The 21,653-nt window shown below is 36.5% G+C and carries 16 protein-coding genes; 4 read left to right on the top strand and 12 right to left on the bottom strand.

Going from position 1 to position 21,653, the window contains the following annotated elements:
* Positions 1-6: 6 nt before the first annotated feature.
* The 8 genes from ACOZIR_RS18785 to ACOZIR_RS18750 form a co-directional block, all read right to left on the bottom strand.
* Entirely contained in the window at positions 7-3,360 is a 3,354-nt protein-coding gene (locus ACOZIR_RS18785; protein ID WP_411304738.1) for a glycosyltransferase, read from the bottom strand.
* Positions 3,361-3,886: 526 nt separating this feature from the next.
* Entirely contained in the window at positions 3,887-4,306 is a 420-nt protein-coding gene (locus ACOZIR_RS18780; protein WP_045289458.1) for a universal stress protein, read from the bottom strand.
* A gap of 226 nt (positions 4,307-4,532) precedes the next feature.
* The gene (locus ACOZIR_RS18775) at positions 4,533-4,730 is read right to left on the bottom strand and encodes an IDEAL domain-containing protein (RefSeq protein WP_013082792.1); all 198 of its coding nucleotides are present in this window, start codon (positions 4,728-4,730) and stop codon (positions 4,533-4,535) included.
* Between the two features lie 168 nt (positions 4,731-4,898).
* On the bottom strand, positions 4,899-5,036 hold the full coding sequence (locus ACOZIR_RS18770; protein WP_340141397.1) for a hypothetical protein: 138 nt from the start codon (positions 5,034-5,036) through the stop codon (positions 4,899-4,901).
* A 147-nt stretch (positions 5,037-5,183) separates the two neighbouring features.
* Positions 5,184-6,680 (bottom strand): CoA transferase, encoded by a 1,497-nt coding sequence (locus ACOZIR_RS18765; RefSeq protein WP_328121575.1) that lies wholly within the window; start codon positions 6,678-6,680, stop codon positions 5,184-5,186.
* Positions 6,681-6,923: 243 nt separating this feature from the next.
* Positions 6,924-7,169 carry a DUF2164 domain-containing protein gene (locus ACOZIR_RS18760; RefSeq protein ID WP_013082790.1) on the bottom strand — a complete coding sequence of 82 codons (246 nt, stop codon included), beginning with the start codon at positions 7,167-7,169 and terminating at the stop codon, positions 6,924-6,926.
* A gap of 117 nt (positions 7,170-7,286) precedes the next feature.
* Positions 7,287-8,651, bottom strand: coding sequence for a glycoside-pentoside-hexuronide (GPH):cation symporter (locus ACOZIR_RS18755; RefSeq protein WP_045289466.1), 1,365 nt, complete (start codon positions 8,649-8,651; stop codon positions 7,287-7,289).
* 90 nt (positions 8,652-8,741) lie between these two features.
* Positions 8,742-10,691, bottom strand: a complete 1,950-nt coding sequence (locus ACOZIR_RS18750) for a beta-galactosidase (protein WP_328121576.1) — start codon at positions 10,689-10,691, stop codon at positions 8,742-8,744.
* A 975-nt stretch (positions 10,692-11,666) separates the two neighbouring features.
* On the opposite strand from ACOZIR_RS18750, the gene ACOZIR_RS18745 reads away from it, so the two are divergent.
* Together ACOZIR_RS18745 and ACOZIR_RS18740 are read left to right on the top strand one after the other, a co-directional pair.
* Positions 11,667-11,861: a twin-arginine translocase TatA/TatE family subunit gene (locus ACOZIR_RS18745; protein WP_045289468.1), complete on the top strand. Its 195-nt coding sequence runs from the start codon at positions 11,667-11,669 to the stop codon at positions 11,859-11,861.
* Between the two features lie 109 nt (positions 11,862-11,970).
* Positions 11,971-13,062, top strand: a complete 1,092-nt coding sequence (locus tag ACOZIR_RS18740; protein WP_057243907.1) for an AI-2E family transporter — start codon at positions 11,971-11,973, stop codon at positions 13,060-13,062.
* A gap of 61 nt (positions 13,063-13,123) precedes the next feature.
* On the opposite strand, the gene ACOZIR_RS18735 is transcribed toward ACOZIR_RS18740, so the two are convergent.
* Entirely contained in the window at positions 13,124-13,474 is a 351-nt protein-coding gene (locus ACOZIR_RS18735) for a VOC family protein (protein WP_045289472.1), read from the bottom strand.
* Between the two features lie 376 nt (positions 13,475-13,850).
* Here ACOZIR_RS18735 and ACOZIR_RS18730 point away from each other — a divergent pair, with 376 nt between their 5' ends.
* Both ACOZIR_RS18730 and ACOZIR_RS18725 read left to right on the top strand, forming a co-directional pair.
* Positions 13,851-15,281, top strand: a complete 1,431-nt coding sequence (locus ACOZIR_RS18730; RefSeq protein ID WP_028413700.1) for a hypothetical protein — start codon at positions 13,851-13,853, stop codon at positions 15,279-15,281.
* A 900-nt stretch (positions 15,282-16,181) separates the two neighbouring features.
* Positions 16,182-17,321, top strand: coding sequence for a hypothetical protein (locus ACOZIR_RS18725; protein ID WP_034264556.1), 1,140 nt, complete (start codon positions 16,182-16,184; stop codon positions 17,319-17,321).
* 574 nt (positions 17,322-17,895) lie between these two features.
* Here ACOZIR_RS18725 and ACOZIR_RS18720 read toward each other — a convergent pair.
* The 3 genes from ACOZIR_RS18720 to ACOZIR_RS18710 form a co-directional block, all read right to left on the bottom strand.
* Positions 17,896-18,600 (bottom strand): FadR/GntR family transcriptional regulator, encoded by a 705-nt coding sequence (locus ACOZIR_RS18720; protein ID WP_045289477.1) that lies wholly within the window; start codon positions 18,598-18,600, stop codon positions 17,896-17,898.
* Between the two features lie 218 nt (positions 18,601-18,818).
* On the bottom strand, positions 18,819-20,192 hold the full coding sequence (gudD, locus tag ACOZIR_RS18715) for a glucarate dehydratase (protein ID WP_310879158.1): 1,374 nt from the start codon (positions 20,190-20,192) through the stop codon (positions 18,819-18,821).
* 36 nt (positions 20,193-20,228) lie between these two features.
* Positions 20,229-21,602, bottom strand: a complete 1,374-nt coding sequence (locus tag ACOZIR_RS18710; protein WP_421535813.1) for an MFS transporter — start codon at positions 21,600-21,602, stop codon at positions 20,229-20,231.
* Positions 21,603-21,653: the final 51 nt, after the last annotated feature.

Below are 21,653 nucleotides of genomic sequence, written 5' to 3'. Positions count from 1 at the left end.
GCAATTTCACCCAGTTCTCTCAGCTGAACTGTCTCTTGTTACCTGCAAATTTCCGGAGCGTTTTAATTTGTTCCACCCTACTCTTGTTCCTTTTAATGCAGCTAAAACTGCCTTCCAAGCTACCCATAGTAATAAGTAGCGATACACAATTCTTTGTATCACTAGAGCAATCAATGGTTTACTGCTTATTCGCTCTAATCTAAAGGCCACTAAACAAACAAGAAAATCAACAATAAAGTAGCACCCATATAGAAGAACCGAATGTTTAACATCTCCAGTACATAGCCTCAAAACAAATAAAAGGTCTAAAAATGGTGCAAATAAAGGAAAAATGAATTGAAACAGCAGCATATTAGGAAGAGCCATAAAACCTAATGCTTTATGCTTGCGCCCTCCAAAAGCTCTTTTGTGCTTCCACAAGCACTGTAAAGTTCCAAAGTTCCAGCGATGGCGCTGTTTGAGAAAATCTTTCCGCTTTTCTGGTGCTTCTGTATATGCACTTGCTTTCTCTTCAATTGAAATTTTATAACCGCTGCGCAATATACGCAGAGACATGTCTGTATCTTCAGCTAATGTATCGGCCGTAAAATATCCTAATTCTTGAACAAGTTTTTTTCGCCATGCTCCTATTGCGCCTGGAACCACCGTCACGCAATTAAGCATGGAAAAAGCACGTTTCTCTAAATTAAAACCTGACACATATTCAATATGCTGCCATGTTGTTAATAAATTACGGACATTACCTACTTTAATGTTCCCCGATACCGCTCCTACTTTTTCATCGTTAAAGTGTCTCACCATAAGTGATATAGCTTCAGGTGAAATAATGGTATCGGCATCAATTGATACAATGATGTCTCCTTCTGCTTTTTGGATACCCAAATTGATCGCCGCAGCTTTTCCTCCATTTTTCTTTCGAAGAAGATGAAACTTGTCATTGTCTCTGAAATCTTCAGTAACAGCCTTTGATGTGCCATCTGTTGACCCATCATCAACCATAATAATCTCAAGATTTTGATATGAACTCTTCAACACCGACTTGATCGTCCTGCTTATCACATTCTCTTCGTTGTATGCAGCGATGACTACGCTGACTAAAGGCTGATATGAAGCATCAAAATGCAGTTTATCAGCTTTTCTTTTATGTTTAAGCGCGAGATAAAAGACAATAAGCAAACGCAGTGTAAATACAATTAATGTTCCATAAAACAGAACGAAAAAAACAGTATGCAGCGCAGCAATATTCGCTAGAATCAATTTGATGTTTTGAATAATCGGATTCTCTGCTTTTAAAACGGCGGGCATTGTACTTTCCCTGCTTTTATTCGTCAAATCCCCTGCTGTTACAAATGTATACCCTCGTGCCTGCAGCTTTTCAATGATTTGAGGCAGTGCTTCTACTGTTGCTTCTCGGTTTCCTCCTCCATCATGAAGTAAGATAATATCACCGTTCTCTGCTTGCTTCATCACACGGTTTACAATTTCTTTACTATTTTTAGCTTTCCAGTCACTCGAATCAATATCGTAGTTAACAGTTATATATCCCATCTTCGTCGTATCCGCCATTTTTTGAAATGAAGCTGGGTCATATACCGTTTCATCATAACCATTATAAGTGTTTTGATTATCTCCATACGGAGGCCGATATAAAATAGATGAATGACCAGTGATCCCTTGAATGATTCGTTCTGTTGCATTTACTTCATACTTTAGCTGATTTTTAGAAATATTGATTGTATTTGGATGGGAAAATGTATGATTTCCAATTTCATGACCATCTTTATATACTTCTTTAACAATATCTTGATGAAATACTGCATTTTCACCAATCATAAAGAAAGTAGCTTTTACATCATGGGCTTTTAAAATTTTTAAAATTTTCTCTGTGTATTCAGGATCTGGCCCATCATCAAATGTTAAAACAATTTCTTTGTTAAATATTTTGCTTAGCCGTTCAATCTCAGGAGCTTGCGGCATTGCTGTGTACTCTTCCCCTGAAATAAATCCTTTCGAATCAAAAGCAAAACGTCTTTCTCCTGGAGAAGCCTCTGTTTTTGCATGAAGTATGCTTCCTTCTCCATAATTGTAAGCAATTTCTCCATTTTTAACAGTCTGAATCTCACTTACTTTATGTCCTTTTACTACATCCCATACAGACGGGTCTTCCGTTCCCAGTCTCCATAAAGCAACTCCTTTGGCACCGCTTGATGAAGCAGCTTTCCACTGATTATAAAATGTCACGCTGTCCAAAAACCATAGCTCATGCGTACCCGTTCCGTCTTTATAATTTACATACGGCGTTTTGCTTTTATCATCCCACTCTACATTCAAGTGAGCTTTTTGAGCCATTCGCATGACGTCTTCAAATGATACGACTTTTCCTCCTTGCTTGCTCTTTTCATCCCAGTCATATCCATAGTTTCCAAGACTAACAATCATCTTATCTTTTAACGATTTTGATAAATTGTTTTGATACCAAGAAAATGAAGCAATAGGACCCGGGCTTTGAAAGTGCTCGTCGTACATCATTAAAATCATACGGTCATTATACTGTTCTAAACGGCTATAATCGAATGCTTTATTAGCTGGAGGCACATCCATAGTTACCATTAACCCATCTTCATGGAAGGCTGTATAAAGTTTCTTCATAAAGTCTGTTAGTAACTCTCTGTCGCTGCTTTTGATATTTTCAAAATCTATATTTATCCCATCATATCCATTTTCTTTAATTTGACGATGTAAATTATGTATAAGTTTGGATTGTTCCTGAGGAGATTGCAGCAAGCGGTGAACCGTTTGTTCATCCCATTTTCCATTCGACTCATTTGTCAGCAACGGTAAAACCTTTGTATGATGCTTTTTAGCAAAATCTCCGATATCTTTTTGAACACTGCTTTTTAATTCTAAGTTCGAATTTAATGAAAACCATTGAGGTACAAGAACATCAATTTGATCAATATTATTTTTTAATGAACGTTCACTATTTTTATCCCAATTAACATAGAACGCATAAAAATCTTCTTTGTTCACAATCCGGTTTTCTAAAAACTTTTTATGGGACTCATCTTCTGAAAAAGAAGAGAGCCGGCCGCTATCGTTATCGGATGGATAAATAGTCGAAAATTCATTCTTTTCTTCAGTCCCCCATGTTGGCAAGACCGGATTAAAGTGAAGGCTTAAGCCTGAAACGAAAGCTGAAAAAAGAGTAAAAATGATTACGAGTATAAATAGACTTATAATAATATGCCATCGTTTTAGAGAACTAGTCTCAAAAATGAATTTTTTCTTACTTTTGTCCGTGTGCGAACCAGCCGTCTTCTCGCCTCGCCTGTTCTTTTTGGTGAATCGTGTTGTTTGCACATCCATACCTGCTTTCTATCCTTTTTAGCTATGATGTAAAGGAAAAAACGTTTCTACCTCTGTTTTTATATCCTCTATGTATGTTTATCACTTTCTCTACACTTTTTATTTTGCTAGTAGAAAAAAGTGTAGAGATCGCGTTGTTTTTGTAAAAAGTCATATACTCAAAAGAGCGAAAACTTTTATACCCCTGTGCGTCTGACACTATAAGTTTTTCTGCAAACAAAAGGATAACAGAAGTAAATGAAGCGGTATATATGCTAATTTATCGAATTTAGAGATAACTTATGGAAGTGTAAGGCTTTACAGCTATACCATCTTCTAGGTCTTATCTCGTCTGATTAGTTATTTAGACATGTATTTTTTCATTTTCTTAAAGCTTTCCAATAAAAGTAGTGTATTACGTGGAGACCTCCTGCGCTTTTACCATATTAAAAATTCCTAACCAGCTAAAGCACCAGACGATTTAAAGGAGACACAGATTAACTCAAAATAAAAAGCATGTTCTCCAAGGAGAACATGCTTTTTATTTAATAATGATAACAGGACATTCTGCGGATTGAGCAACTTCGTGACTTACACTTCCTAAAAATGTCTCTTTAACAAAGCCCTTTCCTCGGCTTCCTATTACAATGACGTCTTGTTGATTATCACGTGCATATTCGATAATTTTCTTTGAAGCGGTGCCTTCTAAACCATATGCCTCGTATGGAATACCTGATTGAGTTAAATGATTGTGAGCTTCAGATAAAATATCGCGATTTTCTTCTTCTATCAGTGCGTCTAAGTCAACGCTAAAAACAGGCTGCTGCAAGTGAATTCTTTCCTTAATATGTACAATTGTCAGCTTATTAGCATTTACGCTTTTAGCTAGTTTACTTGCATGTTGAAGAGCACGAATGGAAGGTGCGGAACCATCAAAGGCGACTAAGATTTTGTTATACATATAAAGAACCCTCTCTCTGTTTGTTCTTTCGTGATGTACTACTATCTAGGTGCTGTAGATGATAAAGCAAAAAATAATAAAGTAAGAGACTTCTTGATTTTTGCTTTATCATCCATACTATACTTTTACCGCTTTCAGAAAAAACAAAACATTTATCCGTTTTTTTCCATATAAAAAGCCTTTGCTCACTAGAAGCAAAGGCTGATTGTTTATGTTAGTAGGTTATTTAACAAACTTCTTTTAACTCTTCAGTTAAACGTAAAAAAGTTTCTTTATCTCTTTTTTCTAACGACTGATCGATTTGCAGTAAAAGCTGTGCTTTTTTAAAGTCACGAAGAGATTTGTTTAGCACTAGTTGAGCTGCTGTCGCGTCTGATACTTTTACTTCTTCTCGTGTCATTTTGCGGGACGTATAGTTTTCCATTACAAGTCAACTCCTCATCCTTTTCGCTATTATATAAGAAATCATATAATTATTCAAATATTTTTTCTTATTTTTCATTTTAAATTTGACCCCCAAAAACCGAGATTAAGACATAACGAAATCAATTCGATCTAAAGACAAACAAATTGGATACATGAGCTGAACCGCTTATGACACCGCTGTTGATTTCCGTGCAAGGCTTCGCTTTCCGCAGGCGGCCGCTGAGCCTCCTCGTCGCTTGCGCTCCTGCGGGGTCTCACCTGTTCCGCTTTTCCCGCAGGAGTCTTCGCCTTGCCCTCCAATCAACCGCTAGAAGCACCTACCCACATAAACGAAACCTACGTTCACCACAATAACAAAAAAATCCGAACGAGTTGGATCCTTTCTCAAGAATCTCGATTCATCGTTCGGATTTTCTTTCAACTAAAATACTTTTGTTTCAGCCTCTTATTATCACAACCACTTTGGGCGTGAAGAACCTCGAGGAACGAGAACCGTCTTATATTCCCCTGGGGTTTCTGACATTTCAATTTGTTCTGTAAGCCCTTGATACAATCCTAAAGGTGTTTGGGCTGTAAAGAGATCCGGTGCGATGTACTCATGCTTCTCTGACGAACCAGCTGTTTGATGAGCGTATGTTTTGTCATAGATGCCCATTGATAAAATCCATAAAGATACGCGATCTAGTGATACACGCACGCGGTAGCTGCCTCCTTCTTTTGCTCTTCTTTCCAGTGCCATTAAAGCACCGACTTCAAGCAGCCAAGAAACCGCATAATCGTTTACCACTACAATAGGAGGCAGCTTAGGATTTTCTGGCGACCCTTCTAATGCCATGACTCCCGTTACACTTCCCGCTGTTTGATCAAATCCATTTCTTTTCGCCCAATTTCCTTGCGTTCCGTGCAGGTTAACGGTGCAGTGGATGATGCCTGGTTTTAGTTCCGCACACTCTTCAGCTGTTAGACCGTATCTCTCTAGAAATCCGTATCGGCGGTTCGCAAAAAAGATATCGGCTCCTTTTAGAAGTTCAACCATTTTTTCTTTTCCTTCTTTTTCACCGATATCCAGCGTTGAAGAGCGCATACCGACATTAGACGTAGCATAGATCGTATCATGCTCCCAATCGGTTGGCTTCCAAATATTTAAGACATCGGCACCGTGTAAGGCGAGAGCCCGACCAAATCCTGCTCCTGCAATAACATGACCAAGACCTAATGCTCGAATACCGTCTAGCGGCGTTTTAGGATTCTTTGAAAAAGGAATCGGCTCACTTTCGCCAATCTTTTCAATTTCAATTAAAGGAAGCTGTGCTATTTCTTCATACACGGATTCTTTCATAAACTCTTCAATTGTCCGCACAACAGGCATGATAACTCCTCGCTCCGCTGCGGCTTTTTCTAATTCTTCTGCATTCCATCCGCGAATTGCTTTTGCCACTGCCTCAGGGTCTTCTATACAATTTAATAGCTTGAGCGTTTCATGCTTAGAGCGTGGATATGGATTCAGCGGCATCACCCATTTGTCATCTTTTGTTTGATAAAAGTGAAAGCCTAATGGGTTATATGGATCATTTGCTTTACTTGGTGCGTACCCGTTAAGCTTTTCCCATTTTTTATCGTAAAAAGGTGATAATCTTCGGATAGCTTTTCGCAAATCCATATGAATATCTTGACCTTTTCCTCCGCGTATTCTCCAAACTTTTGAGACAGCTACTGATTTAGCAACTAGTGCAATAGCTGCTGCTGAGGCAAGGCGCAGCGTACTAGGAACAATCGGATCTTCTCCGTAAAACGTAATGTTTCCTCCGCTGTCTTTTGCTGATAAGCCGACTCCTTGAAGCACATTTTCCAACTCTTGATAGATATCAAAATCACTATTATCCGTTAAACGATTTTCATTTACTTTCACAATAGAATTTGTTAGCTGACCTTTCGTAATGTTGCTCACGTATAGTCCCTTCTTTCCTAATATAATTACCTCATTATGTCCCTGCTTGCTGAAGTTATGCCCTCATCGAGTTAAATCAAAACACTTTAAATATAACCTTTACGTTAACGTTAATATTATCTTAAACCGAATGTATCATATATCGCTTATGCGAACAAATAATTTGTTTCATAGACAAACAAAAGCGCTTTATGCTTTTGTACATAAAACGCTTTTGTCCTACTTCATATTTTCTTTTTTGAACTACTTTTCGATTGGTTTTTTTAATGCATGTAAATTTTCTTCCGCAGAAAGCATGACCTGGTTCATAATATCTTCTGCATCTTTAATGGCTTGGTTATAAAAGTGAGGGCCGATATGTTCTTTAATAAACTCTAATACATTTTCTGCTGCAAATTCACTGATTTCTTCATCTCGTTCGTTATAAAAAAACGTTTGAATTTCATTCAGCATTTTATCTTTGTCTTCTTTTGAAAAATTAATAAACATAACTAAAACTCCTCTTTACATTGATATCTGTCTACCTGACATCATAGCAAGAGGAGCTGAGAAAATGCAGTCTTTTTTTCCTGTTGTTTTTGTGTACAGTGTTTATGCTAATTTGAATTAACTAGACACCTTCATAGCCGGTTTTTCTTTTATGCGGCTGGAGCGCTTTTTCATATCTTGTAAAATTTCTAAATATCTCTTTTCCGTCAACTCATATTTTACGAGTGGGACAAGTGATAACAAGCAAAGGATGCCTGGAATGATCGTAAAGATTAAAGCAATCCAAATGAGCGTGCTGTGTGACTGAATTTGATTTGGCACATATCCTACTGCTGAAAGAATATACCCTCCTACTGCTCCGCCCACTGCTGAAGCAACCTTCGTTTTGAAGATATTCGTAGAAAACACCATTCCTTCCGCTCGGTTCCCGGTTTTCCACTCGCCGTATTCTACACAGTCAGCAAGCATAGATGTTTGAGCAATGTTGCTAACCCCACCGCCGAAAGAAGCTAAAAAGCTTAAAATCATTACCGGCATAACGTGAAAACCAGTTACAAACATTGTAAGAGTAGCTACGGCATTTAGCGCAATTCCTCCTATTGCTGCGCGTTTCTTTCCAAATTTATTTGAAATAAAAGGAGACGCGATCGCTCCTACAATTTGTGCTGTAAAAAATAAGGTTAAATAAAGAGACGCGATATTCTCTGCATTTAAATTGTATTTAAAATAGTAAATAGAAAACGTAGTTCGAATTGTTAAAATCGTTTCAACTAAAAGCATCGAGAAAATTAGATAGCGCAGCGGTTTATTTTGAATAAATAAGTTCCAAACTGCTTTTGGCGTCTGCTTTTCCTGTCTTTTTACGGTATAGTTTTCTTTTACTCCTGAAAATGTAATAATCATGGTAATCATTAAGATACACGCATAAATAAGACTAAGCATAAACCAATTCCCAAAATAATGAGCTAGTGGAAGAGTTAATAAACTAGCAAATAAAGAGCCTACTGCTGCAATGGTTCTAGGAAAAGCCACTACTTTATTTCGTTCTTTTACATCTTGTGTAATCGTTGCCGAAAGCGACCAATAGGGAATGTCCATAATAGCAAAGCTTGTTCCCCACGCGATATAGGTGATATAAGCATAAATTAATTTTCCTGTATGAGAAAGATCCGGACTAATAAAACATGCGACTGTAGCAACAGCTGCAAAAAATCCGCCTATTAGCAGATAAGGCCTAAACTTGCCAAATCTCGTTTCTGTATTATCAACTAGCATTCCAATAATAATGTCGGCAATTCCATCCCATATCCTAGCAATAAGAAATAAAGTTCCTACAGCTGCGGCATTTAATCCTACGCTGTCCGTATAAAAAATCATTAAATATGTACTTGTTAATGCATAAATAATATTATTTCCAAAACTCCCCATTCCGTATGACAATACGGTTTTTAAAGAAACTTTTGACTGTACCCCCGTGCTCATATAACCTAACTCCCTTCTCCTATAAAACGCTTTCATATCATGGATGACTAGAATCTCATTACTACACGAGATTCTAGTCTTCTGTTGCTGCTACACGTTTTCTGCGATACGACTTTCGTAAGGCTGCAGCACAATATCTTTAAACACTTTTACTTCTGACGTATGGTTCATAAGGAAGTAATAACTCTTCTCTCCCAGCTTTCGAGGATATACTTCAATTCCCTCTTCACTTTCTGTATGCTCAATATGCTGTTGTTTCACAATATCAAGCGCAATTTTTTCAAAAGCCTGTTCCTCAATTCCACAGCCTACATAATAAACCGTTCCACGGCCACACTGATTTTTTGTTACAGCCGCTTGATTATAAAATGGATCATCATACTCATACAGCACTTCAGCTGTTACAGGCGTGATAATGTCTCTCCACACGGACGCACTTGCTTGTTCTCCTTCATACGGTCCTTTTCCTTTAATCGATGCTTTTTGGGTAGAAGACAGTGCTTCCACTTCATGAATTTCAATTCCTGCTATTTCTTTTACATATCCCGGCAGCGTCTGTTTAAAGTGAATATTATTTTGTTTGTCTTTAATGCCAGTTCTAAACGTAAAAACGATGACGCCTCCGTTTTCAGTAAATTCAGTAAATCTCTTACCTAGTTCTTCATCAATGATTTGCAAAGCTGGAACCACCAGTACTTTATAGCTTGAAAAATCTCTCGCAGCAGGAATAACATCAATAGGTGTATTCAACTTATAAAACGGTGTATACCCTCGAAGAAGCTCTTGCGTAAAGTCAAACCCTTCACTTTGCTGCTGAAAGCGCCACGACCATATATTTTCATAGTCATATAAAACGGCAACATCCGACTTAATATCAGACTCAAGTACATGTTCGTAATGAACGATTTCACTAAATAACGACTGCACTTCTTTGTAGCGTTTTCCATAGTGATTATCGTGACCTACAATTCCGTAGCAGTATTGCTCGGCTCCTCTTGTCATTCCGCGCCAACGGAAATACAGCATATTCGTGCATCCATGAGCAAAAGCTTGATAAGACCACATTTTTGCCTGATTAGGTCGCGGTAGATAACCGATGATATCATGACCTTGAGCACCCATTAATTCCTCTACAATCCAGAAGTTTTTATGTAACAAGCCTCTATTAAAATCATGTCCTAATGCAATATGAGCCGGGGTAATTGGCTCTGTTTGACCGCCCCATACCGGATAATTATCATAGGATACAAAGTCCATTACTTCTAGGTTTTCTTCATGATCGAACCATTTATCAAAAAAGCCTCCTGATACGTTCGTTGTCAACAGCTGGTGATCACCTTTATATTTCTTCACAATTGCTGTTTGTTCGTGAGCATATCTGTTTAACGAAAAAGAGCGAAAGCGGGCCCAGTCTAGCTTTAAAGAAGGGCTGTGTGTCGTAATTGTTTTTACAGGCATAGGCACTTCGGTAAAGTCGTTATACGTTTGTCCCCAGAAAATAGTGCCATACTTCTCATTTAACTCATTGATATCTTCATATTTTCTTTCCAAAAACTGCTGAAACTCTTTATGGCATTGTTCGCAGTAACACATATCACTGCCTTCATGACCAAATTCATTGTCAACCTGCCATGCTACGATTGCTTCTTCTGAGCCGTAGTGCCTTACTAGTTGTTCTGTAATCTGAGCGCTATACTGCCGGTAAAGAGGAGAATTAAAACAATATTGACGTCTTCCTCCAAACGCCCTGACCGCCCCATTTTCATCTTTTGATAAAATAGAAGGATGCTGCTTCGCAAGCCAAGCCGGAAAAGTGGCAGTAGGCGTACCAAACATAACATCAATATTCTGTTTTTTAAGCTTATTGATAACGCTATCAAAAAATGAAAAGTCATATTGCCCTTCTTTAGGCTCCATAAGGTGCCAAGCGAACTCCCCTATTCTCACCATGTTTGATCCTAACTCTTTAATACCTTGGATATCTTCTTCTATCATATTCTCTGGCCAATGTTCAGGGTAATAATCGACGCCGATGTACATTTTTCTCTACTCCTATCTATTTCTTTATTTCATTAAATGAACGTTTTGCTGTTACTTGTTGAGGTATTCTTGGAAACGGTGATCAAAAGCAAAAAAATCACATTTCCTTTCTTCATAAATAATTCTCTATTCAACTTTTAAGATACATACTTCCTAATCTTTTAAAACGCTTACAAGTTTATTTTATGAACTTTATTCAAAATATTCAATGGTAAAATTTTAGAGAAAAACATCCTTTTTTTGCTCTTTATTAAAACAAAGAATAAAACGCTTACAAAGACAAATGTTTTTATAATTCTTTTATGTACCTTCCCTTGTACCTTCTATATCCACATTTAGGTAATAAATTGCTTGGAAAACAATGATCAAAAGTGATATTTTTTACACATGTGATCTATCAATTAGTAAGATTCATTTGACTCCTCTATAAAATAGTAAAAATTACAGAGCAGTTTTTTACCATTATTAATACATAGACACATCGTTTATTTACATGTTTTGAAACATTAACATGAAAGAGATTGAGACATAACGAAATCAATTCAATCTAAAGACGCACAAATGGGGTAAATGAGCTCGACTGCTTGTTACACCGCTGTTGATTTCCCTGCAATTAACAGCTAGAAGCAAATACCACATTAAACCTGATTTCACTATTACAACAAAAAAAGGCCGCACAATTAATCAATTCTCTCGATTAATTGTGCGGATACTTTTTGTGCTAAAATACTGTTGTCTCAGCTCTGACTTGCTGCTGATTATGAACACACCTTTTTAATGCTATAATTAGCTTCGCATGCAAAAGAAAAAAGTATCACAACAAGCCTTTAAATCATACATAATCGCTGTACCTTATTTTCGCATCATTTAAAATAAAGGAATTTTAAAGAGAAAAGTGAATAGTATAAACATGCACTTTATTCACTATCTCTTTTTAAATTTTATATATTCATTGTTTTTAAAGGAGAGGATATCATGCCAGGAGCCACAAGCATGGTCGTAATCGGGATTACTGCCTTAATTGTATTTGGACCAAGTAAATTGCCGGACATAGGACGAGCATTTGGACATTCCCTGCGAGAATTTAAAAATGCGGCGGAAGGAATTATGCAGGATGACGACAAACAAACTCCAGAAGGTACCACTAAAGATAAAGAGGAAAAATCCTAATTTTTATGTAAATAAAAGTTATATAGACTAAAAAACCCACTTTTCACGTGCAGTGGGTTTCTTTTTTGATGTATGATAGTAAAAAATAGTAAAGAAAGAAGGTAACTTTTTGTTTAAATCGAAACTGCATTTTTGGACATTAGAACTATTAATGATTGCTTTACTGATTTACATTTGTAAACATATTTCGTTTGTTTTTCTACCAATCGGTGTATTTATCTCTACTTTGTTTTTCCCTATTCTTGTAGCTGGTTTTCTTTTCTTTTTATTCGAACCAATTGTGTCATTTCTCACAAGAAAAAAAGTGCCAAAAACACTGGCCATTTTACTATTATACGTTGTTTTTATCGGCGTAATTGCTTCTATTGTGGGCGGTGTGGGACCTACTTTATCTAAACAATTAACTGATTTGGCTAAGAATATTCCGTCTTACATTGTAGAAACGAGAGAGTACATAAATGATTTATCTAACTCAAGATGGTTTAACTGGCTCATTGAACAAAAATATGTGTCGCTCGATCATATTGAAGAGTCACTTTTAAACTACGCGTCCACTTTACCTACGAATCTCACAAACAGTATTTCATCTGTTTTAAGCGTCGTAACGAATATTACACTTACCGTTGTAACTGTTCCTTTCATTCTTTTTTATATGCTTAAAGACAGCCATAAACTTCGTAAAAATACGCTGCGTATGGTTCCTGCTTCTTACCGAAAAGAAACGTTGCGCACAATGAAAGAAACAACGAATACGCTAGCTACTTATATTCAAGGTCAAATGCTCGTTTGTTTGTTTGTCGGTATTAGTACGTTCATTGGTTACCTCATCATTGGGTTGCCCTATGCATTAATACTTGCACTAATAGGAGCCCTTACTAATATTATCCCGTACGTCGGCCCTTTTATTGGCGTAGCTCCCGCTTTAATCGTAGGTTTATTATACTCTCCTACAAAAGCGATATTAGTGATTATCGTCGTCGTCATCGTTCAACAGCTCGATGGGAACATTATTTCTCCGCTGGTAATTGGAAAGAAATTAAACACTCATCCTTTAACGATTATTATTTTATTGCTTGTTGCGGGTAATATTGCAGGAATACTCGGAATGATCTTAGCGATTCCGGCTTATGCTGTAACAAAAACAATTGTGATAAATATTGTAAGGATGATTCAATTCAGAAACAAATCTATCAAGTTGTAAAATGCAAAGGCAATACAATAAAAGGACCTTCTCTTGAAGGTCCTTTTATTGTTCTATAGGTTCAGCATTCACACACCATAAGATGATTTCCATCTGGATCTTTAAATGTAAACCAGTGATTGTGTTCAATTCCTGTCGTTAGCTCTACTTTTTTCTGTTTCATATACTCATAAGCTTCTTTGATGTCGTTTGTATTCAAATGAAAAGCCGGCGTTTTAAAAAGCGTATTTTTTGAATAAGTTTTGCTATCTAATACAATTCCTGTTACCTTCATAGGTAGCACATATAAATGATTATATAAAATGTCTCCATCTGCAGGCAAACCTAGCACGTCACAATACCAGTCTCGTGCTTTTTGTATATCTTTTACAGGAATAAAAATCGTGCCTACTTCATTTAATATAGGGTTCATTTATGACCTCCAGGGTATGTTTAGTAGTTTTAGAAAGTATTCTCCTTTAACCGCTGATATCCTTTTATTTTAAATTGCTTGCTATTCATCCAGTAAACTCCGCAGCAGAATTAGTAGTCTTGCGAACAGAGTTATCCTCCTTACATAAGCTACGCAGCAAATGTATATACTTCATCACCAAATTTGGATTACGAAAAAAGAAAATAAGAAAATCTCCCCCTTCGCCTGCTTTGCACGTGTATAATGAAAAATAGACTATAGATAGTAGCCGTCTTTTGTTTGTAGCATCGAACTTTCGTGCATTACAATAGATTTAAAGCTACTATCCAACTAAGAATTAAAATGACTAACTTAAGATTAAGGAGGTTAGATGTGTATGGATTATTCATCTTTACTCATACGCGAAGTCATTGATAGAGTATCTAAATTACGCCTCTTATCTGTTTATAACGAAAGTATAAAAGGTGATTTAGAGAGCACCATCCTCCCTCTTTATCAGCAGCACTTTGAAAATAAAGATGTAAACGAAGCGTTGAGGATTTTAAAAAAAGACTTTCTCAATCGTACGAAACGCAGATGGTTAGATGCTGCTATACGCGACTATGAGCAAAAAAAGCCCAAGAAGAATAAAGAGCTGATTGGGGAATACAGAGCGCTAACAGCTTATTATAAAACAAACGGCAAAGAACTCTTTTGCAAACAGTTTGAAAACATACCGTCTCCGGAAGAAGTCATTAATAAACGAATTGATATTCTACGTGAATGGAGTCAAGAAGATAGCTTCTTCTTAACGGATTATCCTTATATTCATCAAAAAACCAAAACGCAGCGAGAAAAAGCAATTCATACGGATATATCTATTATTATTGGGCTGACTATACTGGATCCTAGCTTCCAAAACGGAAATCATAGTATTATTGAGAGCCCTTTTTCAACTGTAGAGAACCCTTTTTTCTCTAACTCAAGAGCAAAGCTTCTCGTCGAGCAACCCCTATTAGAGAAAGAAGGAAAAGAATATTTCTTAAGTACTTATAACTCTGAAGACGGGACAGATTACGAATTGTTAATAGAAAAAGAATACGCTGAAGAAAATGGAAATAAAATTAGTGATTTAGATCGGTTTGATTATAAAGTGTTTTTAGAGATCATGAGCCAACGCGACGAGTTGTTCGCTACACAAAAAATCATTAACGTAAAGATTGGTGACCTTGTGAAAGCACTTTATAAAACAGACAGTAAGCGCAATTATCAGATGATAGAAGAAAGAATTACAAAAATGAAGCACTACAGCATGTCAAAAGTACAGCATAATAAGACAATTGCCTATGGTATTTTTGACTTTGTGGATATTACTACGATGCCAAACGGAACGCGAATTGCTGAAATTCACGTCAATGAAGTGATATATAGAGACTATATTCAACGCCAAACGGTGCGTATTTACAAAAATAAAGTAGAAAAATTAAGTTTAGACGCCGCTTACCATTTGCTATTCGTTATGCAAAAAGAGCGTCTCATTTGCTATGAAACAAAATCTTCATACAATGTCACAAGAGATTATTTATATTTTTCGACAAGAGTCCGCTTTCGAAAAAGACGCAAAAAAGAAAACCTTGTCGAAATTGAAACAGCCTTAGATGAGCTAGTCGAACAAAAACTAGCTGTCCAATCTTATAAAAGAGTGGGCCAAGTGTTTCAGATCACCTTTATTCCTGTGGGAGAAAGTGAAGTAAAAGACTTATTAGCCGGTGATTACGAATATGCTCCCCTTTCTATTTATCAAAACGTAACAAGTTCTATAGGCTAAAAAAAGAATGCTCTTATGATCTTTATAAGAGCATTCTTTTTATCTGCCTACTATTAGTTACTGCATTTTTTGCTCCACATTTCCGTGCAAAAGTGTTTTTTTGCTCCAATTCTCCATATAAACATACTATTTCCCCTGCTGATATAGTTATTAAACTTCATCTTCCTCATCATTTTGTGAACTTTTTGTGTCCAAAAGAAGTGTTACAACTACTTTTTGCTCCAGGTTCCCGTGTAAAAGTGTCGTTTTTCTTTCTATACTGCATTTACTATAAGTTTGGCTCCAATCTTCCGTGCAAACATGCCACTTTTACATAATTTTTCTTGGGACAGCGACTTTTCCCCTCCGTTTTCTGCATTTTTGGCTCCAAATCTCCGTGCAAAAGTGTTTTTTGCTCCAGATTTCCGTGCAAATATGCCACTTTTTTAAAAAAACGCGATTTTTTCTGCAAATGTTCATTTATTCTCTGTAAAAATGTGAACTTTCTGTGTCTAAAAAAGGGTATTTTTTTGTTTTTTGTTCCTATTTTCCGTGCAAATGTGTCACTTTGTCGCCCAAATCTTTATTTTTATCATTTTTGCTCCTATTCTCCGTGCAAATATGTCATTTTTACATCAAAATTTTTTTTGAATTTGTCGCATTTTGTGTATTTCATCCGTCATAATACGACATTTGTCTTAAGAATGCTGTTTTATCAACGTTTATGAAATATAACGCTATTTTTGCTCCACATCTCCGTGCAAATATGTCACCTTGTAAATAGATGTCTCGTCCCTTGGTATCACTAGTCTTTTTAAAAAATGCACCATTTTTCCGTGCAAATATGTCATTTTACAGCCTATATGACTGTGTCTATACTGTAAAAGACGACGTATATAGTTTTGGAAAGGAGGTAACTGCATGAGTATACAAAAGCTGGCACTAAAACGGCACACCCTGATAGCAAACAAGCTGCTGATTGTCATGAGTGGTTTAAATAGAGAGACGAAACGAGACAACAGCTATTACTATGAAAAACATTCATTTGGTCTAGCGAAAAACTTTGTAGACATAAAGTGGACAGGTTCTCTGATGAAGCAAATTTTAGCTTACGTAGCCAAATGTAACAGCCAAGGTCATATTTCAATTATTTCTGAGCAAGAACTGGCTAATACAATCCAATGTTCCGTTCGGACCGTTCAAAATAATAATAAGCTTTTAGAAGACTATGACATCATTCGCTGGGATCGTTTATGGGGAGACTATATTCAAGTTTCTTTAAACAACTATTTAGAGGATTTTTTAGATTTACATATAAAAGAAGCTGCTGATGCTCAAAACATATCATATACTCCGGAAATGCTTGATAAAGATCACAATACATATACTTCAAAAGGTGGTTACACTTCTGTTTCAATGGAAGTGATTTATCAATTGCTGGCTATCAAAAATATTAACATGCTGCGCCTGGCTTTACGTGCTTTGTATGTATACGAATCTGATGTAAACGTAAAGAAAGATTCAGAAGCCCTTTTATCTTACACCGAGGTAAAACACATTCTTCCGAAATACATTGGCTATAAAGCTGCTATTAAAGAAATGGCTAGTAAATTGAGTAAAATTTTCCGTATCGATGTGCTAGAAAAAGATGATTGTGTCAAAACATTATTAGAAGAAAAGCAGCCAAGAAAATCAATTATTGAAAAAATCAAGGATGGTTTTATTTTAAGCTTCAATTTAACTGGTGCTCATGATAGTAAAAAACAAAAAGAAATCGAAAAAATCCGTGGAGAACATGCATTTGCTCAGTTTAAGAATTTCTTTAAATCTTTTGGCCATTATTCCATTAAAAAAGAAGATATTCATTCCATTGTACATGAGTTCGGTTTAGATATAATCGAAAAATCATTAACGTCCGTTCAGCGTTACTTACAACAAACTTACATAGAAGAAAGTATGGATGCATTTCGCCCTCTTGTGCATGAAATGGAGTCAAACTTCTTTACGTATATCCGCAAAATTGCCAACGGGTATTATCAGGCAAAAATTAACGCTCTATAATACTCTTTTTTGTTATGCCTTTTTTTACTCACCTCTACTTTATTTCCCTCCCATTCTTTCTTTCTCTTTAACTTACTAAAATATATTTGTCTATTAACTATAATAAACCCCTTTAAATGATAATGATTTTCATTTTCGTGAAAAAAATCAATTAAATGAACAAAAAATACAATAAATAAACGTTATTTTCCGATCGATTGCGTAGAAAATATGGCTGTGATAAAAAAATCCTATATTTTTTCGTGAAAATTCTTGTTGTTAACTGCAGTTTTTTTGATTCCTTAATACCTCTTAAACTCAGTCAGCAGAAGGCTTTTACCAATATCAGTTTTAACAATATTTATAATTTCTTTAATTTCTTTTTAATCTCTTATAAATGTATAGTAATTTCTTTAAAATAAAGAGCAGCGAATAAATAGCATTCGTATATCTGAATGCATTAAATTAAAATATATAACTCACTGAAAAAGTTATCCCATAAAATAGAAACCATCTTTCTTACTTCATGTATCTGTATCACTTCATAAAAAAACACACAAAACAAATTCTTTACATCTGCTTTGTGTGTTTTTTTTTATTTAGTAGGATTATATTGTTTAAGAACTTTATCACGTACATATTTAAGATGATGATACATTTTTTTGAATGCATCATCTGGGTCATGATTAGCTAACGCATTATAAATAGCGGTATGATGTTCTACAGTAAGTGCTGGTTCTCTAAAGGTAATTTCGCTATCTGTTTTTTCATGAGTGAAAAGCAAGGAATTAATCATACCTTCTACCACTGGATTATCCGCGCTAACAGCAATAATTCGATGGAATTCCTTATCCGCTGCACCGTAATTGTTATCTGTGCTCTTTTTTATTTCCTCAATCGTTTCTTTTAACTGGCTTAATTGATCATCGTTTATTTTTTCCGCCGCCATGGTTACTAGGCCCAGTTCTAGTGCCATGCGCGCCTCCACTACTGCAGGTAAATTATCGATTGATAACGCTAACATAACGGAAAAAGGATGTGCTCCTATTTTGTTATTAAAATACGTACCTCCACGAGTTTTTCGTGTAATTACACCAAGTACTTCTAATGCACTCAAGGCTTCTCTCAATACAGGGCGACTTACATTCAGTACGTCTAATAACTCCATTTCAGTTGGCAGTTTGTCTCCTGGCTTTAATTGCCCGCTGACCAATAACTGAATAATACGGTCGACTACTTGTTTTGCCAGCGTATTACGATTAACGGATTCAAATGACACTTTTTTAGTCGAACCACTCATCTTCATCCACCCTTTTCTGAATATTGTTTATTTGTAAGACTAATTATATCATATAGAATTTTTTTATGTATTACCAACCACTACTTCTTAACTATTCTTATTTCTTATCTACATAAGATTATGTATTAAACTGCTCGTTATTATAAAAACAGAAGCTCGAACAAATACGTAGAATTGTTCGAGCTAAAAGCACCTTATAATTATTTTTGAAAAAATTTTTAACGTACCAGACAAGGACGTTTATTATCAAAGCTCCAATTTTTAATTAAATACTGCATAGCTTTTGAATCATCACGTGCTCCTAATTGCATTTTCTTATATAGCTGATGTGCTTGCTCGATTCGTTCTAAATCCACCTCTATGCCAAGTCCTGGTTTCTTAGGTACTGCTACTCTTCCTCCCTCAATTTTAAAAGGATCTTTTGTCAATCGCTGACCATCTTGCCAAATCCAATGCGTATCAATAGCCGTTATTTTTCCAGGAGCGGCAGCAGCCACATGAGTAAACATGGCCAGTGAAATGTCAAAATGATTATTTGAATGTGATCCCCATGTAAGACCCCAATCATGACACATTTGAGCTACACGAACTGAGCCTTGCATCGTCCAAAAATGGGGATCTGCTAGAGGAATATCTACAGCGTTTAACTGGATAGCATGCCCCATTTGACGCCAGTCTGTAGCAATCATATTCGTAGCAGTTGGCAGTCCAGTTGCTCTGCGAAATTCCGCCATTGTTTCTCTTGCTGAATATCCATTTTCGCTTCCGCAAGGGTCCTCTGCATAGGCCAATATATGATGTTTATTTTTACATAGTTGAATAGCTTCTTCCAAAGACCAAGCTCCGTTGGGGTCTAAGGTAATGCGAGCTTCAGGGAATTTTGCAGCTAATGCTGCTACCGCTTCTATTTCTTGCTCACCTTGAAGTACACCGCCTTTTAATTTAAAATCATTAAATCCATACTGCTGATGAGCTGCCTGTGCAAGTTTTACAATTGCTTCAGGAGTCAGAGCTTCTTCATGACGAAGTCGGAACCACTCCACTTTTTCATTTTCACCACTTAGATAGTCCAAGTCGGTTTTTTTGCGATTTCCAATATAAAATAAATAACCTAGCATTTCCACATATTCTCTTTGTTGTCCTTCTCCTAATAATGCTGCAACTGGTACATCAAGAAATTTTCCTACTAAATCTAATAACGCCGCCTCCAACGCTGTAACAGCATGAATAGTCGTCCGTAAATCGAATGTTTGAAGGCCTCGCCCTGCCATATCTCGATCTTCAAATTTTTTACGTACTGTATTTAAGATGTTATTATAATTTCCGATTGATTGACCTACTACAAATGTTTTCGCATCTTCAAGCGTTTGACGAATGTTTTCACCTCCAGGCACCTCTCCCACCCCTGTGCTTCCGGTACTGTCTTTTAAAATAACAATATTTCGAGTGAAAAAGGGACTGTGAGCTCCGCTGAGATTAAGCAGCATACTATCATACCCAGCCACTGGTATGACCTGCATATCTATAATTTGAGGCGTAGACGATTTTTTTTCGTTTTGAATTTCACTATTTGTAAGGACATAATTGTTCATGATTTCCACTCCTAATTTAGGTTTTGTTGTATCCGCTTACATATTAAACGTACTTTCATCCTTTGCGGGGATATTCTTTAGTTCTACTCGTTTAATCTCTCCCACTAAAAGAAGATAGCAGAGAATAGCTACAAGAGCGTTAGCGCCCACAAAAACTAATGCTCCATTAAAAGAGCCTGTTGCATTGACAATGTACCCAATAATAATAGGTGTTGTAATAGAAGCAATGTTTCCAAATGTGTTAAAAAGCCCGCCGCTTAAACCCGCTATTTCTTTAGGGGAAGTGTCAGCCACAACAGCCCACCCTAATGCTCCAAATCCTTTTCCAAAAAAAGCAAGTGACATAATTACTACAACAATCCATTCAGCATCTACATAATTGCAAGCAACCATGCTACAGGAAAGCAACATGCCAATAACGATAGGTGTTTTACGTGCAAACGTTAATGAACGACCTCTCTTTAAAAAGAAATCAGATACAATTCCCCCTAACACCCCTCCTAAAAATCCGCATATAGCAGGTAGAGAAGCAATAAATCCAGCTTCCAAAATTGACATTCCGCGTGCTTGAACTAAATAAACAGGAAACCATGTTAAAAAGAAATAAGTGAGCGTCGTAATACAATATTGTCCAATATAAACCCCTAACAACATTCTGCTCTTAAGAAGTTGTTTAATTTGATTCCATCCCGGGCCGGTATTTTTCTTTTTTTCTAATTTTTTATCATCCATATCAATGAGCCCGCCGCCCTGCTGGATATAATTTACTTCTTCTTTTGTAATGCGAGGATGTTTGCTTGGACTGTAGATCACTTTCATCCAAACAGCAGCTAAGATTACCCCTAAGACACCCATAATAATAAATACAAAATGCCAGCCGAACCTGTGAGTGAGCCATGCCATAATAGGCGAAAATAATACTAGTGCAAAATACTGAGCCGAATTAAAAATCGCAGAGGCTGTCCCACGTTCAGATTTTGGAAACCAGGCCGCTACAATACGGCTATTTCCTGGAAAAGAAGGGGCTTCAGCTAACCCAACCATAAAACGAAGCGTAAATAAGATAATTATAGCAGCACCGCCACTAAAAAAGCCGATAAATCCTTGAAAAAAGGTGAAAATAGACCAAAAAAATACACTGCATGCAATGATTGTCTTTGATCCGAATTTGTCTAAAAACCAACCTCCAGGAAGCTGACCAATTACATAAGCCCATCCAAATGCTGAAAAAACATACCCCATTGAAACTGAATTTAAGCCTAATTCTTTTTGAACAGAGTCTCCTACAATGGACAGCGTCGCTCTATCGGCATAGTTAATCGTTGTCAAAACGAAAAGCATAAATACGACAAACCAGCGTACATGGCTTTTTTTGCTGCTTCCCGCTTCCAATTTTGGTTTAGCTTGCATAATCACCTATTCCATCCCCCTCTTATTGTTTTGTTCTTTTCCTATGTTTAT

Source organism: Priestia sp. D3YE.R1 (assembly GCF_049199565.1).
Classification (GTDB): domain Bacteria; phylum Bacillota; class Bacilli; order Bacillales; family Bacillaceae_H; genus Priestia; species Priestia aryabhattai.
The sequence above is the reverse complement of the archived record's forward strand: the minus strand, read 5'-3'. Positions and strand labels throughout refer to the sequence as shown.